Below are 12,766 nucleotides of genomic sequence, written 5' to 3' on the forward strand. Positions count from 1 at the left end.
GGGGGTATCCGGATTCACGTTGCGAACGGATCGCGAGGACGCTCATCAAATCCATCCGTTCGTCATGGTCGTACAGGGCGATGCGGCTGCGGACTCCACGCCCGGCGATCGGTTCGGGGCTGCCGTCCGCGCGCGGACGGCCGATCGACGGCTTGCTTCCGAGGCGGCCCATGCGTGCCGTGCGACGATCAGCCGCGCGCCTTCAACCGCTCCAGCACGCCTTCCAGCGTGTCCAGGTCGGTGTAGTGGATCACCAGCCGGCCCTTGCCGCCGCGGCCGTGCAGCACGTTGACCTTGGCGCCGAGGGATTCGGAGAGATCGCGTTCGAGGGCGACGATGTCGGCCTGCGGTTTGGCCTTGGCGCCGTTCGTGGTCTTGGCCTTGGCGGCGGTGGGCACCTGGCCGGCGCTGAGCTGTTGCACGCGGTGTTCGACTTCGCGCACCGACCAGCCGTTGTCCGCGGCCTGGCGCGCCAGCGCGATCGCGGCCTGCGGCGTCAGCGACAGCAGCGCGCGGGCGTGGCCCATTTCCAGCGCGCGGGTTTCCACTAGCGTGCGGATGTCGGCCGGCAGTTCCAGCAGGCGCAGCAGGTTGGACACCGCGGCGCGCGAGCGGCCTACGGCCTCGGCGGCCTGCGCGTGGGTGAGGTCGAATTCGTCGATCAGCCGCTGCAGCGCCTGCGCTTCTTCCAGCGGGTTGAGGTCTTCGCGCTGGATGTTCTCGATCAGCGCCATCGCCACGACGGTGCGGTCGTCGACTTCGCGGATGACGACCGGGATTTCCTGCAGCCCGGCCTGTTGCGACGCGCGCCAGCGGCGTTCGCCGGCGATGATCTCGTAGACCTTGCCGCCCTTGTCCTTGGCGATCTCGCGGACCACCACAGGCTGGATCACGCCCTGCGCCTTGATCGACTCCGCCAGCTCGGTGAGCTTGGCCGGGTCCATCGCGCGCCGCGGCTGGTACTTGCCGGGGGTCAGCGCATCGATCGGCAGCACCCGCAGGGTGTCGGTGGGCGTGGCTTCCAGCGCCGGCGCCTCCGCGGCGGCCTTGGGGCCGAGCAGGGCTTCGAGACCGCGGCCGAGGCCACGCTTTTTCGCGGAAGTCATGCGGAGGTCTCCGGAGAACTGGTACGGGATTTCTGGGCGCGCTCGCGCTGATGGCGGATGATCTCGCCGGCCAGGCCGAGATAGGCGATGGCGCCGCGCGAGCCCTTGTCGTAGCCGATGATGCTCACGCCGTGGCTGGGCGCCTCGGCCACGCGCACGTTGCGCGGGACGATGGTGCGGAAGACCTTGTCGCCGAAATGCGAGGTGAGATCGGCGGAGACCGCGTTGGCGAGGTTGTTGCGCACGTCGAACATGGTGCGCAGCACGCCCTCGATCTCGAGCGCGGGATTGAGCTTGGCCTTCAGCGCGTCGATGGTCTGCAGCAGCGCGGTCAGGCCTTCCAGCGCGTAGTACTCGCACTGCATCGGCACCAGCACCGAGTCGGCCGCGGTCAGGGCGTTGAGCGTGAGCAGCGACAGCGCCGGCGGGCAGTCGATGAGGATGAAGTCGTAGCGGTCGCGCACGGTCTCGAGCGCGCGGCGCAGGCGCTGTTCGCGCCCGGGCTCGTCCATCAGCTCGATCTCGGCCGCGGTGAGGTCGTTGTTGCCGGGCAGCAGGTCGAAGCCTTCGGGCGTGCGCACGATGACGTCGGCCGCATGCATTTCTTCCAGCATGACGTCGCAGGTGGAGCCTGCGACCTCGCGCTTGTCGACGCCGCTGCCCATGGTGGCGTTGCCCTGGGCGTCGAGATCGACCAGCAGCACGCGTTTGGGCGCCTGCGCGAGCGCGGCGGCGAGATTGACCGAGGTGGTGGTCTTGCCGACCCCGCCTTTCTGGTTGGCGATGGCGATGATGCGGGCCATGAAGGGGTCCGGAAGTCTCGGGATGTCTGGGCGAAGCCGCTGGGCCCGTGCCGCCGGGGCGCGGGCCGAACCGCAGATTATGCCTGCTGCGGGGGGCGGCTGCCTTCAGTGATTGGTCGAATGGGCCCGACCGATCACCACCAGATGCCGTTCAGCGTCCAGTCCGGGCACGCGCAGCGGCCGCAGGTCGCGCAATGCCCAGCCCGCCGGGAGGGCCGCGATCTCGTCGTCCGGCCGGGCGCCCTTCATCGCCAGCAGCACGCCGTCCTCGGCGATCAGGTGTCCGCCCAGGGCCAGGATCTGCGGCAGCGTGGCCAGCGCGCGGGCAGTGATGGCGGCGAACTGCCCGGGGCGATCCAGGGCCTCGATCCGCGATTCGGCGACCTCGGCGTTGCCCAGGCCCAGCTGCCGCAGCGCTTCGCGCATGAACCGCGCCTTCTTGCCGTTGGATTCCACCAGGGTCACGCGCAGGCCCGGGGTGGCGATGGCCAGCGGGATGCCCGGCAGCCCGGGGCCGGTGCCCAGATCGGCCAGCGTCGGCAGCCCGGCCACGGCCGGCGCCATCGCCAGCGAGTCCAGCAGATGCTTGGTGACCATCTCGCGCGGGTCGCGGATCGCGGTGAGGTTGTAGGCGGCATTCCAGCGCAGCATCAGCGCGAGATAGCGGGCCAGCGGGCCGGCCAGCGCCGGGTCCAGGCCGAGCGCGGCGAGGCCGGCGTCGAGGTCGTCGCGCGCGGCGGCGGGGAGATCGGAAGCGGTCATCCGGTGAATTATGCGCGACGGTGTTGTAGGAGGGGCTTCAGCCCCGAGCGTTTGCTTTGAACGAGAGCCGGATCGTGGCTGAAGAGCTCGGGGCCGAAGCCCCCTCCTACGACCGCTTGTAGGCCAGCGTCGCCCAGTAGCCCGGTTCGGATGTCCAGGCATGCAGGCCCCAGTCGTCCGGCGCGCCCAGCGCCGGGTCGCAGGCCGCCAGTCGCGGCAGATCCTGTTCGTCCAGCACGAAACGCAGCTTCGTCAATCCAAACGCCAGCCCGCGGCCGTGCGCCTTCAGCACCGCTTCCTTTGCGCACCACAGACGCGTGAACGCGGTCTGCAGCCGCGCCGGGTCGTCGGCCATGGCCGCCAGCCCAGCCGCTTCTTCGCCGTCGAAGAACCGCTGCGCCAGCGCCAGCGCCGCCGGCCGCGGTCGCAGCAACTCGATGTCGGCACCGACCTTCACCTGTTCGGCGCAGACCGCCAGCAGCCGTTCCCCGCTGTGGCTCCAGTTCAGATCGACCCGGTGGGTGCCGGCCTGCAGGTACGGCCTGCCGTAGGGATCGCGGGCGATCGACAGCGCCCCGGGCGGCAACGCCCACAGATCGCCCAGCCATCCGCGGACGCGGGCTTCGGCGTCGTCGCCACGGCGGTAGGGCCACCAGGCGCAGCGCAGCGGGCCGAGGGAAAGGCTGTTCACGTTCGCGGTCGGTTTGAGGCGGTCGGGCCCGCCAGCGTAAGCTAGCCGCGGGGCGGACACACACGGGTCCGGACAGCGCATCGGCGGGAGCGGAACAGGCACATCATGTCGGCAGCGATCGGAACCATGGCCGGAGGCACGGCCGCACAGACATCGCCGAGCCCACGGATGGACCTCGCGGAAGGCCCCGCAGGCCGCAGCTTCGCCTTCGACGGCCACGGGCGCATCGCGCTCGACACCTTTCTCGCCGAGGTCCGCGGCGTCGCCGCCGACCTGCCGGACGCGGCCTGCGCGATCAACCTCTGCGAAGACCGCTACCGTTTCCTGGTCGCGTTCTGCGCCGCCGCGGTGCGCGGCCAGACCAATCTGCTGCCGTCCTCGCGCACGCCCGCGGCGATCGAGGACGTGCGCCGCCAGTATCCCGACAGTTACTGCATCGCCGACGTGCGGCTTTCGCCGGCGCCGCCGCGCCTGCACGCCCTGCCCGAGCGCCTGCCCAAGCACGACGGGCCGATGCCGCAGGTCGACGCTGATGCGCTGGCGATGATCGGCTTCACCTCCGGCAGCACCGGCACGCCCAAGCCCAATCCCAAGACCTGGGGCAGCCTGCGCACCAGCACCGGCCAGAATCTCGGCGCCCTGCGCCACCTGTGGCCCGAGGGCATCACCGTGCCCATCGTCGCCACCGTGCCGTCGCAGCACATGTACGGCATGGAACTGTCGGTGCTGTTGCCGCTGTTCGCGCAGGCCGCGGTGCACGGCGGCCGACCGTTCTTTCCCGAGGACGTGGCCCGCGCCGTGCGCGACGCCGATGCGCCGGCGCTGCTGGTGACCACGCCGGTGCACCTGCGCGCGCTGGTCGAATCGGGCATCGTGCTGCCCCCGCTGGCGGGCATCGTGACCGCGACCGCGCCGCTGCCGCAGGCCCTCGCCGCCGCTGCCGAGCAGCACTTCGGCGTGGAGGTCCGCGAACTGTTCGGTTCCACCGAAACCTGCGTCATCGCCCAGCGCCGTACCGCCCGCGAAGAGGAGTGGCGCCTGTTGCCCGGCATCCGCCTGCAGCCGCAGCCCGACGGCACCCTGGTGTTCGGCCCGCACCTGCCGGCGCCGGTGCCGCTGGCGGATCTGGTCGAAGTGCGCGCGGACGGCGGCTTCGTCCTGCGTGGCCGCCAGTCGGATCTGCTGGAGATCGCCGGCAAGCGCGCCTCGCTCGGCGACCTCACCCGCCGCCTGCTCGCCGTGCCCGGCGTGCTCGACGGCGTGGTCCTGCAACTGGAGCCGTGCGAGATCACCGGCGTGCGCCGCATCGCCGCGCTGGTGGTGGCGCCAGAGCTGCAGGAAACCGCGATCCTGGACGCGCTGCGCCAGGCGGTCGACCCGGTGTTCCTGCCGCGCAGGCTCCGTCTCGTCGACGCCCTGCCCCGGAACGACACGGGCAAGCTGCCGCGCGACGCGCTGCTGCGGATGCTCGAAGGCGCCTGAGCCGGCCGCAGTCGCCGCGCGGCTGCGTTTATGATCCCGGTCGGCGGATGGTCCGCCGGGGAGGCGCGACATGAATGGTGCAGGCGGTACGCCCGGCGGGATCGGGCAATTCTTCATCGGGCTGATGCTCGCCGTCGCCGGCGGCTGGCTGCTCACCAATCAGGTCACCGTCACCACCGGCGGTTACTGGCATCTGTGGGGCATGAACGGTTTCGGCCTGTCGCTGATTCCCTTCATCCTCGGCACCGGCCTGATCTTCTTCAACGGCAAATCCATCGTCGGCTGGCTGCTGCTCGCCGCCGGACTGGTGATCGTGTTCGTCGGCATCCTGTCGAACCTGCGGATCTATTTCGAACCCACCAGCCTGTTCAACACCCTGCTGATGCTGGGCCTGCTCGCCGCGGGCCTGGGCATGATGGCGGCGTCGCTGCGCACAAGGCCGGCGGAGAAGACCAAGGCCTGATCGTTCGACATCATCGAAACGATGTCTCCGATGCGACGTGCTTCGGCGCGCTGACACGAACAACCAGAAATGCCGCATAGGGTGCGCCCCGGCGCACCGAGCGACTCCGCGCGAAACTGGATCGGTGCGCCAGGGCGCACCCTATGCCGTAGCCTCTTCAACCCGCGAGCTGCACCCATACCGGCGCGTGATCGCTCGGCCGGTCCCAGGTGCGCGGATTGCGGTCGATATCGGCGGCGCTGGCGCGTTCGCGCAGCGCGTCGGAGACCAGGGTGAGGTCGATGCGCAGTCCGAGGTTGCGGCGGAAGCCCGCCTGGCGGTAATCCCACCAGCTGAAGAAACCGCCTTCCGCGTGGTGCAGTCGATAGGCGTCGTGCAGGCCGAGATCGAGCAGCCGCTTCAGCGCCGCGCGCTCGGCGGTGGAGGTGAGGATGCTGTCGTCGTTCCACACCTGCGGATCGTGCACGTCGCGGTCGTCGGGGGCGATGTTGAAATCGCCCATCACCACCAGCTGCGGATGGCGCGACAATTCGTCGGCCAGCCAGCCGTGCACGGCGTCGAGCCAGCGCAGTTTGTAGTCGTACTTCTCGGTGCCGACATCCTGGCCGTTCACCACGTACAGATTGACGATGCGCACGCCGCCGACGGTCGCGGCGATGGCGCGCCGCTGGGCGTCGTCGAATCCGGGAATGCCGATGCACACGTCGTCGAGCGCATGGCCGCGCGCCAGCAGCGCCACGCCGTTGTAGGTCTTCTGTCCCGCGAACACGCTGCGGTAGCCGAGGCCGGCGAGCACCGCGTCGGGGAAGCGGTTGTCCTCCAGCTTGGTCTCCTGCAGCCCGACCACGTCGGGCTGCGCGTCCTGCAGCCACTGTTCCAGGTGCGGCAGGCGCACGTTGAGCGAATTGACGTTCCAGGAGGCGATTTTCATGGCCGCATCTTACGACGGCCGCGCATGCGGCGTGATGCCACTGGGCCTCGCGAACCCCGCTTGCACCGCCTCACGCATAGCCCATCGCCACGGCGATGCCGACGCTGGTCGCGGCCAGCACCACCAGCAGCAGTTCGAACCGCCAGATCGCGCGCAGCCAGCGTTGCCAGCTCACCCCGGCCACGCCCAGCGCGCCCATCAGCACCGCCGAGGTGGGGATGATCAGATTGGTCACGCCGTCCCCGAGCTGGAACGCGAGCACCGCGACCTGGCGGGTGACGCCGACGATGTCGCCCAGCCCGGCCATCAGCGGCATGGTGATCGAGGCCTGGGCCGAGCCCGAGGTCACGAACAGATTGAACACCGCCTGGAACAGCAGCATGCCCTGCGCCGCCAGTAGCGGCGGCCAGTCTTCCAGTGCGCCGCCCATCGCGTGCAGCAGCGTGTTGAGCACCGAGGCCTTGTGCGGGTCGGTGCCGCCCAGCAGCCACAGCATGCCCTTGGCCGCGGCGATCACCAGCGCCACCGGCACCATCTGCGCCACGCCGTGGGTGAACAGTTCGGCGAGCCGGTTGCCGCTCGCGCGTCGCGTCGCCGCCATCGTCAGCGCGCAGAACAGGCCCAGCGCGAAGAACTGGCCAGCCAGCTCCGGCAGGTAGTAGCCCCGCGCGGTGATGCCCCAGACGATCCAGACCACGGTGGCGAGGATCGCCAGCAGCACGATGCGGTCGCTGCCGCGCAGCGGCGCCGCGGCGACGGCCGCGGCCACGTCCTCGTGCCCCGCGCGGCGATGGCGCAGCGCGTAGCGCAGGGTGAACAGCAGCGCCGCCAGCGTGAACACCGCCCAGATCGCGATCCGCAGCGGCGCACCCGAGAGCGCCGGCACGCCGGCCACGCTCTGCGCCACCAGCACGCTGAAGGGATTCATCCACGAAGTCGCGAATCCGATCTGGCTGGCCATGTAGGTCGCCATCACCGCGCTCTCGCGCGGCAGGCCCAGCCGATCGACCAGCGGCAGCAGCAGCACCAGGAAGGCGATGGTTTCCTCGCCCATGCCGAACACCGCGCCGCCCAGCGAGAAAGCGACCGTCAGCAGGCCCAGCAGCCAGCCCGGATGCCCGCCGCTGAGGGCCACCAGCCGCAGCAGCCCGCGCTCGACCGCGCCGGTGTCGTTCACCAGCGCGAAGCTGCCGCCGATGATCAGGATCAGCGCGATCAGGCCGACCGCGGCGCCGTTGCGATCGCCCGAGGCGAAGCCTTCGAACAGGAAATTCAGGAATCCGCGCGCATCGCCGGCGCTGAAGATGGTGGTGCCGGCGGCGTCGAGCGCCGGCCGATAGCGCTCCAGCGCCACCGGCGCGCCGGGTTCGAAATAGCCCGCGGGCAGGAAGGGCACGGCCACCGCCGCGATCAGCGCCAGCGCCAGCAGCACCAGCAATGTATTGAGGCCGCGCTCCGGCGCGGCCTCGGGGGGAACGTTCGACATCAATGACCTCGATGCGGCGGAAAGACCTGCGGATGCATGCGCCGTTCGCGCTTCATCGCGATGAAGGCGGACGCGGCGAGCTTAGAGCGTGTTCGAACGGTGCCACAACCGCAGGCCTTCGACCGCGAACCGAAAATCGGTGGTCGTCCCGAACGCCCGCGCAGCGGGTGACGGGATCTGCCGTTGTCGCACCACCAACCGCAGATCCCTCCCCGGGCTTCGCCCTCGTTCGGGATGACTGCAGATTTTCATCGATGCCGGTGCGGCACGGCGATACGCCGTGCCGCCGCGGGCGGGGTGCGATCAGTAGCGGTAGACGTAGCGGAAGGTCACGAACCGGCCCAGCGTGTTGTGGTTGTACAGGTCCACGTTGCTGGCCGACCCCAGCGACACCGGCGGATCGCGGTCGCCGAGGTTGCGGATATTGAGGCCGATCGACTGGCGATCGTCGATGTCCCAGTCGACGTTGAAGTTCAGCGTGGTCCACGAGGCCACCCTGCGGCCGGCCGGCACGTCGGCGCGCTGGTCGTCGTCGTAATAACCATCGATGTAGTTCGCCCACAGCCGCGCGCTCCAGTCGCCGCGCGACCACGACACGCCGGTGTTGACCAGCCATTCCGGATAGCGGAATTCGCCGGCCTTTTCCAGCAGACGCTGGCCGTCGGCGCTGCAATCGCCCGCACCGCGACGCGGGTCGCTGCCGCTCGGGTCGCAGGATTCGCTGCGCTCGAACGAATGCGTCCAGGTCGCATCGACATAGGTCTTGAAACGTCCGATCGGGGTGTCGTCGAAGCGGTAGTCGAAGCCCAGGTCGATGCCGTCGGTCTTCTGGCGGCCGATGTTGATCAGCTGCAGCTGCACATCGTCGATCGGGTCGCCGATCTCGCCGCCGCGGGTGGCGATGCCGATCACGCCCGGGGCCAGCGTGCGCTGGTTGGCGTCGCCCGCGCGCGGACGCGAGTTGTAGATCAGGCTCGGATCGGTCAGCGCGCGGCGGAACAGTTCCAGATCGTCGATGTCGACCAGATCTTCCTGGTCGAAATTCCAGTAATCCAGGGTCAGCGTCGCGCGGTCGCCGAACTCGAACACGGTGCCGATATACCAGGCGGTGGAGGTTTCGGGATCGAGGTCGGGGTTGCCGTAGATTTCCGAGAGATAGCCGTCGTCGCCCGAGAAGCCGCCGCAGAAACTGCCGAAGAACTCGCTGCCGGTCGAACACGGCAACGCCCCCGAACTGAGCGTGGTGCCGGCGCCGACCTGGGCCAGCGACGGCGCGCGGAAGGAGGTGTTCCAGCCGCCGCGCAGCAGGACATGCTCGCTCGGGCGCCAGCGCACGCCGACCGAGGGATTGAAGTCGCCGCCGAAATCGTCGTAGTGGTCGTAGCGTCCCGCCAGGCGGACATCGAGCGTGGGGGTCACCGGCAGATTGGTTTCGCCGAACAGCGCCCACTGCGTGCGCCTGGCCTCGACCGCGGTGGAACCGAAGCCGTACACCGGGACATCGCCGTCGGCATCGGCCGTGGCCAGCGGCGAGGGTTCGTCGGCGATCTCCTCGCGCCGCACCTCGGCGCCGAACGCCCACGGCACCTCGCGTCCGCCGATGCGGCCCCAGTCGCCGTTGATTCGGGCGTCCCATGCATAGAGCCGGGAGCTGCCGTCGCGCGGCACCGTTTCGCGCACCAGATCGAGCACCTGCTGCGAATTGCCGGCTTGGCCGTTGAACGGGTCGTACCACAGACCGCCCGCACCGGGCGCGCAGTTGGTGCGGCCGTCGGCGCAGAGTTCGCCGAACAGGCCCGCCTCGATGCGCGCGACGTTGTAGATACCGGCGACCGCCGTCTGTTCCGACGCGCTGCGAGAAACGGTGAGCGCGGTTTCCCAATCCCAGCCGCCCAGATCGCCGCGCAGGCCGTTGAGCCAGCGCCAGTTCCGGGTGGTGACCTCGATCGTGCGCGCGTCGGGGAAGCGGCCGAACGCGATCAGCGCGCTGGTGTCGAAGCCCAGCGACACGAGACGCTGACGCAGCTCCGCCGGCATGCCCGGATGATCGAATGCGATCTCCGCGTCCCAGGGCGCCGGTGCGGCGTCGGCGCGTGAGGTGTTGTGCTGCAGCGCGAGTTCGGTGAAGTACTCCAGCGCGCCGCCGAGCTTGACGTTGAGGGTGCCGTAGGCGCCGAGCTGCCGGGTTTCGGGATCGGTCGCGGTGAATGCGTTGCGATTGACTTCGCAGTACTCGCCGAGGCGTCCGACCTGGAACTGGTCGGCGGGACAACCGGCTTCGACGATATCGTCCTGCGCGAAATCCAGATCGTTGAAGCTCGGGAAGATGCCCTGCTGGGAGGGCCGCGGTTCGACCGAGGAGATCCGGCGGTCGCGGTCGTAGAGCGCGTTGCGCTGGTAGGCGTCCACCACCACCAGGCCGTCGACGCGATCGCCCTGGAAACCGTAAACCAGATTCGCGTTGGTACGCGCCTCGTCGGTGCCGCGGGTGGAGTCGCCCCAGTTCAGGCCCAGGCGCAGACCGTCGAAATCCTTGCGCAGGATGACGTTGACCACGCCCGCCACCGCATCCGCACCGTAGATCGCGGACGCGCCGGTGGTCAGCACTTCGATGCGATCGACCGCGGCCATCGGAATGGCGTTGATGTCGACGAAGTTCTCCGAGCCGTTCGCGAACGACGACACCGCGACCCGGCGCCCGTTGACCAGGGTCAGCGTGGACGCGGTGCCGAGGCCGCGCAGCGATGCCGCGGCGCTGCCGGCGGGCGAATCGGCCTGCAGCGCGCCCGAGGTGCCGGTGTTGAAGTTACCGGTGCCGCCGCCGGTTTCGGAAATCTGTTTCAGCGCATCGCCGACGTTGTTGGCGCCGATCTGTTTCAGATCCTCGGCTTCCAGCACGACCACCGGCTGCGCGTCCTGCAGATCGATGCCGGAAAGATTGGAACCGGTGACGACGATGGCGTCCAGTTCGTCCTGATCGGCGGGGGCGGGCGTCGGCGCATCCTGGGCGACAGCCTGGGTGGACAGCAGCAGGGAAAGGGTGGTCGCGATGGCGATCGCGAGCGGGGTGGTGCGGATCATGGGCGAAGCCTCGTACGGAGGGGGCCGCTGCGCGCCGACGTGGATACGGCGTGCGGACGGCCCTGGCGTTGTTCGGAAGGGCGGAGACACGGAAGACGCCTGCGCAGGCGTTTGCGGCGGGTCAACCGACCGGGTTCATTCGTTCCACCATTCGCTGAGATAGAACGTCCGGCAGATGTGCCGGATGTGGGTGCGTGGTTTCGGCATGCGTACGTGGCCTGTGCGGGGCGGACGACGCAGCGGCGCGCGTGACGCGTGCCGCTGCGCAGGGATCCGTACGGGCATCAGTAGGGATTGGCCGGCGCGAACGGCGTGGTCGCATTGCGGCCGTCCACGCTCAGCAGCAGGGCGCTGCCGGTGTGCGCGCCGGACACGAAGTCGAAGGTCTGCCCGGCCACCAGCTTCGTGCGCTGCAGGTTGCGGTAGATCAGCGGCGCGCCCGACAGCACCTGCGTGCGCTGGGTGTCGCTGCGTTCTTCGACGACGTACGCGGCGCCCGCACCGTCGGCGATGGCGCGACCGGTCCGGTCCACGAACAGCGACGTGGATTCGTCGATGCCGATGCCGATGATCCGTGCCGTGGCGTTGTCCTGGCGCAGCCGCGCCATGAACGCGAACAGCCGGCCCATGCGGTCGCGCTGCCCGAAATGACTGTCGGTGACGATGTCGTTCATCAGCGGCAGGTCCAGGAATCCGGACGAGAACAGCATGCTGCCGCGGTAGGGATTCGCGATCGCCTCGGCGCCGGTGGCGGCGGTCACGCCGTCGGGGTCGTAGACGAATTCGCCCTGCACCGCGAGGCCCGCCGAGGTGCCGCCGATCACCGCGCCGCGCGCGTAGGCCGCACGGATCGCGTCTTCGCTGCGCGTGTCCTTCCAGGCGTTGATGTAGCTCGACTGGTCGCCGCCCGCGATGAAGATCAGCTCGGCGTTGCGGATCACCCAGTCGGCGTAATCGGAATTGGCCTTGTCGCGGGTGTCCAGCAACAGCGTCTCGACCGAATCGGGCTTCAGCGCGCCGCTGGTCAGGGTGTAGAGATAGTCGTTGTAGCCGTTGCTGCCGGCGGTGCGCAGGATCACCACGTCGCCGCCGTTGGCCACCGGGAACGCGCGCTGGCTGAAGGCTTCGTCGTTCTCCACGCCGCCCCCCATCAGCAGCACGGCCGGGCCGTTGACCGGATTGCGTCCGGAATCCGCGGCGTTGCCGGTCAGCCAGTTCTGCAGGTTGGCGGGCTTGGCCGGGCGCGTGCCGCCGCCACCGCCGCCGCCCGATGCGGCGATCGTGAGGTCGAGGTCGTACCAGCCGCTGCCGCGCCAGGCGGTGATCTTCAGGGTGTAGCGGCCGGTGGTGGTGGCCGCGTAGCTGCCGGTTTCGGGGATCGCGCTGCTCTTGCCACTGGCCACGGCGCCGCCGGTGCTCTTGTAGAGCGCCCAGTCGAAATCGTCGCCGGCGTCGTGGTTGAGGCGTACCGAAATGGTCGAAGCGGCCGCGAGATCGAAATAGAACCAGTCGATGTCCGAGGATGAGGACAGGCTGCCGGCGACGCGGGTGCCGGACCCGACCGGGCCATCCGCGGCGCTTTCGCTGTTGTTGTTTTCGCTTTCGGCGGCGATCTGCGCGAGCGCCGTGCCCGACAGGCCGGCAAGACAGAGACACAGGATGGCGGACGCGGCGCGCACGGACGCACGCGCCCGGCACAGGGGACGAAGCAACGACATGGCAACCTCCATGGAAGCGTGCGCGCGGTGCGCGACGCGGTCGGATCTTCTGGTCGGATCTTCCGGAAGCGGCACTCGTCAGGAGCGGCCCTCGGGGTCGATCTGGTGTGTGCTTCCGGAACGGTGTGCGCGCTGCGGCGCGGCATCGGTACGGCATCCGCGCATACCGATGGGCCCCTTGCGGGCCGGGTTCAGCGCCGTGGACTTATTCGTCCCACCATTCGCTGAGATAGAAGGTCCGGC

Annotated in this window: 10 protein-coding genes; 2 read left to right on the plus strand and 8 right to left on the minus strand. The window is 69.5% G+C overall.

Annotated elements, in window-relative coordinates; all coding sequences use genetic code 11:
* Nucleotides 1-188 precede the first annotated feature (188 nt).
* From ABD974_RS06835 to ABD974_RS06850, 4 genes are all read right to left on the minus strand, one after another.
* Nucleotides 189-1,106, minus strand: a complete 918-nt coding sequence (locus ABD974_RS06835; RefSeq protein WP_345302557.1) for a ParB/RepB/Spo0J family partition protein — start codon at nt 1,104-1,106, stop codon at nt 189-191.
* Nucleotides 1,103-1,909, minus strand: a complete 807-nt coding sequence (locus tag ABD974_RS06840; RefSeq protein WP_345302558.1) for a ParA family protein — start codon at nt 1,907-1,909, stop codon at nt 1,103-1,105. Before ABD974_RS06840 ends, ABD974_RS06835 begins: the two co-directional genes overlap by 4 nt.
* Before the next feature lie 105 nt (nt 1,910-2,014).
* Complete coding sequence (gene rsmG / locus ABD974_RS06845; protein WP_345302559.1) at nt 2,015-2,671, minus strand: 16S rRNA (guanine(527)-N(7))-methyltransferase RsmG; 657 nt, start codon at nt 2,669-2,671, stop codon at nt 2,015-2,017.
* A 106-nt stretch (nt 2,672-2,777) separates the two neighbouring features.
* Nucleotides 2,778-3,362 carry a 4'-phosphopantetheinyl transferase family protein gene (locus tag ABD974_RS06850; protein WP_345302560.1) on the minus strand — a complete coding sequence of 195 codons (585 nt, stop codon included), beginning with the start codon at nt 3,360-3,362 and terminating at the stop codon, nt 2,778-2,780.
* A gap of 126 nt (nt 3,363-3,488) precedes the next feature.
* Between ABD974_RS06850 and ABD974_RS06855 the strand changes: the two genes are divergently transcribed.
* On the plus strand, nt 3,489-4,844 hold the full coding sequence (locus ABD974_RS06855; protein ID WP_425562640.1) for an AMP-binding protein: 1,356 nt from the start codon (nt 3,489-3,491) through the stop codon (nt 4,842-4,844).
* Between the two features lie 70 nt (nt 4,845-4,914).
* A complete protein-coding gene (locus tag ABD974_RS06860; protein WP_345302562.1) occupies nt 4,915-5,307 on the plus strand; it encodes a hypothetical protein in 393 nt (130 codons plus the stop codon).
* A gap of 157 nt (nt 5,308-5,464) precedes the next feature.
* Here the strand turns inward: ABD974_RS06860 and xth are convergent, their stop codons facing one another.
* The 4 genes from xth to ABD974_RS06880 form a co-directional block, all read right to left on the minus strand.
* Nucleotides 5,465-6,238, minus strand: a complete 774-nt coding sequence (gene xth, locus ABD974_RS06865; RefSeq protein ID WP_345302563.1) for an exodeoxyribonuclease III — start codon at nt 6,236-6,238, stop codon at nt 5,465-5,467.
* 70 nt (nt 6,239-6,308) lie between these two features.
* A complete protein-coding gene (locus ABD974_RS06870; RefSeq protein WP_345302564.1) occupies nt 6,309-7,724 on the minus strand; it encodes a transporter permease in 1,416 nt (471 codons plus the stop codon).
* Nucleotides 7,725-8,027: 303 nt separating this feature from the next.
* A complete protein-coding gene (locus ABD974_RS06875) occupies nt 8,028-10,805 on the minus strand; it encodes a TonB-dependent receptor (protein ID WP_345302565.1) in 2,778 nt (925 codons plus the stop codon).
* A 284-nt stretch (nt 10,806-11,089) separates the two neighbouring features.
* Nucleotides 11,090-12,523 carry a Type 1 glutamine amidotransferase-like domain-containing protein gene (locus ABD974_RS06880; protein WP_345302566.1) on the minus strand — a complete coding sequence of 478 codons (1,434 nt, stop codon included), beginning with the start codon at nt 12,521-12,523 and terminating at the stop codon, nt 11,090-11,092.
* Nucleotides 12,524-12,766 lie beyond the last annotated feature (243 nt).

Origin of the sequence: Lysobacter hankyongensis (assembly GCF_039543145.1) — a bacterium.
Taxonomy (GTDB): domain Bacteria; phylum Pseudomonadota; class Gammaproteobacteria; order Xanthomonadales; family Xanthomonadaceae; genus Lysobacter_I; species Lysobacter_I hankyongensis.

Coding starts and splice junctions, on each gene's coding strand:
- xth (WP_345302563.1), bottom strand. CDS start 6,238: ATGAAAATCGCCTCCTGGAACGTCAATTCGCTCAACGTGCGCCTGCCG.
- ABD974_RS06840 (WP_345302558.1), bottom strand. CDS start 1,909: ATGGCCCGCATCATCGCCATCGCCAACCAGAAAGGCGGGGTCGGCAAG.
- ABD974_RS06875 (WP_345302565.1), bottom strand. CDS start 10,805: ATGATCCGCACCACCCCGCTCGCGATCGCCATCGCGACCACCCTTTCC.
- ABD974_RS06880 (WP_345302566.1), bottom strand. CDS start 12,523: ATGTCGTTGCTTCGTCCCCTGTGCCGGGCGCGTGCGTCCGTGCGCGCC.
- ABD974_RS06855 (WP_425562640.1), top strand. CDS start 3,489: ATGGCCGGAGGCACGGCCGCACAGACATCGCCGAGCCCACGGATGGAC.
- ABD974_RS06870 (WP_345302564.1), bottom strand. CDS start 7,724: ATGTCGAACGTTCCCCCCGAGGCCGCGCCGGAGCGCGGCCTCAATACA.
- ABD974_RS06860 (WP_345302562.1), top strand. CDS start 4,915: ATGAATGGTGCAGGCGGTACGCCCGGCGGGATCGGGCAATTCTTCATC.
- rsmG (WP_345302559.1), bottom strand. CDS start 2,671: ATGACCGCTTCCGATCTCCCCGCCGCCGCGCGCGACGACCTCGACGCC.
- ABD974_RS06835 (WP_345302557.1), bottom strand. CDS start 1,106: ATGACTTCCGCGAAAAAGCGTGGCCTCGGCCGCGGTCTCGAAGCCCTG.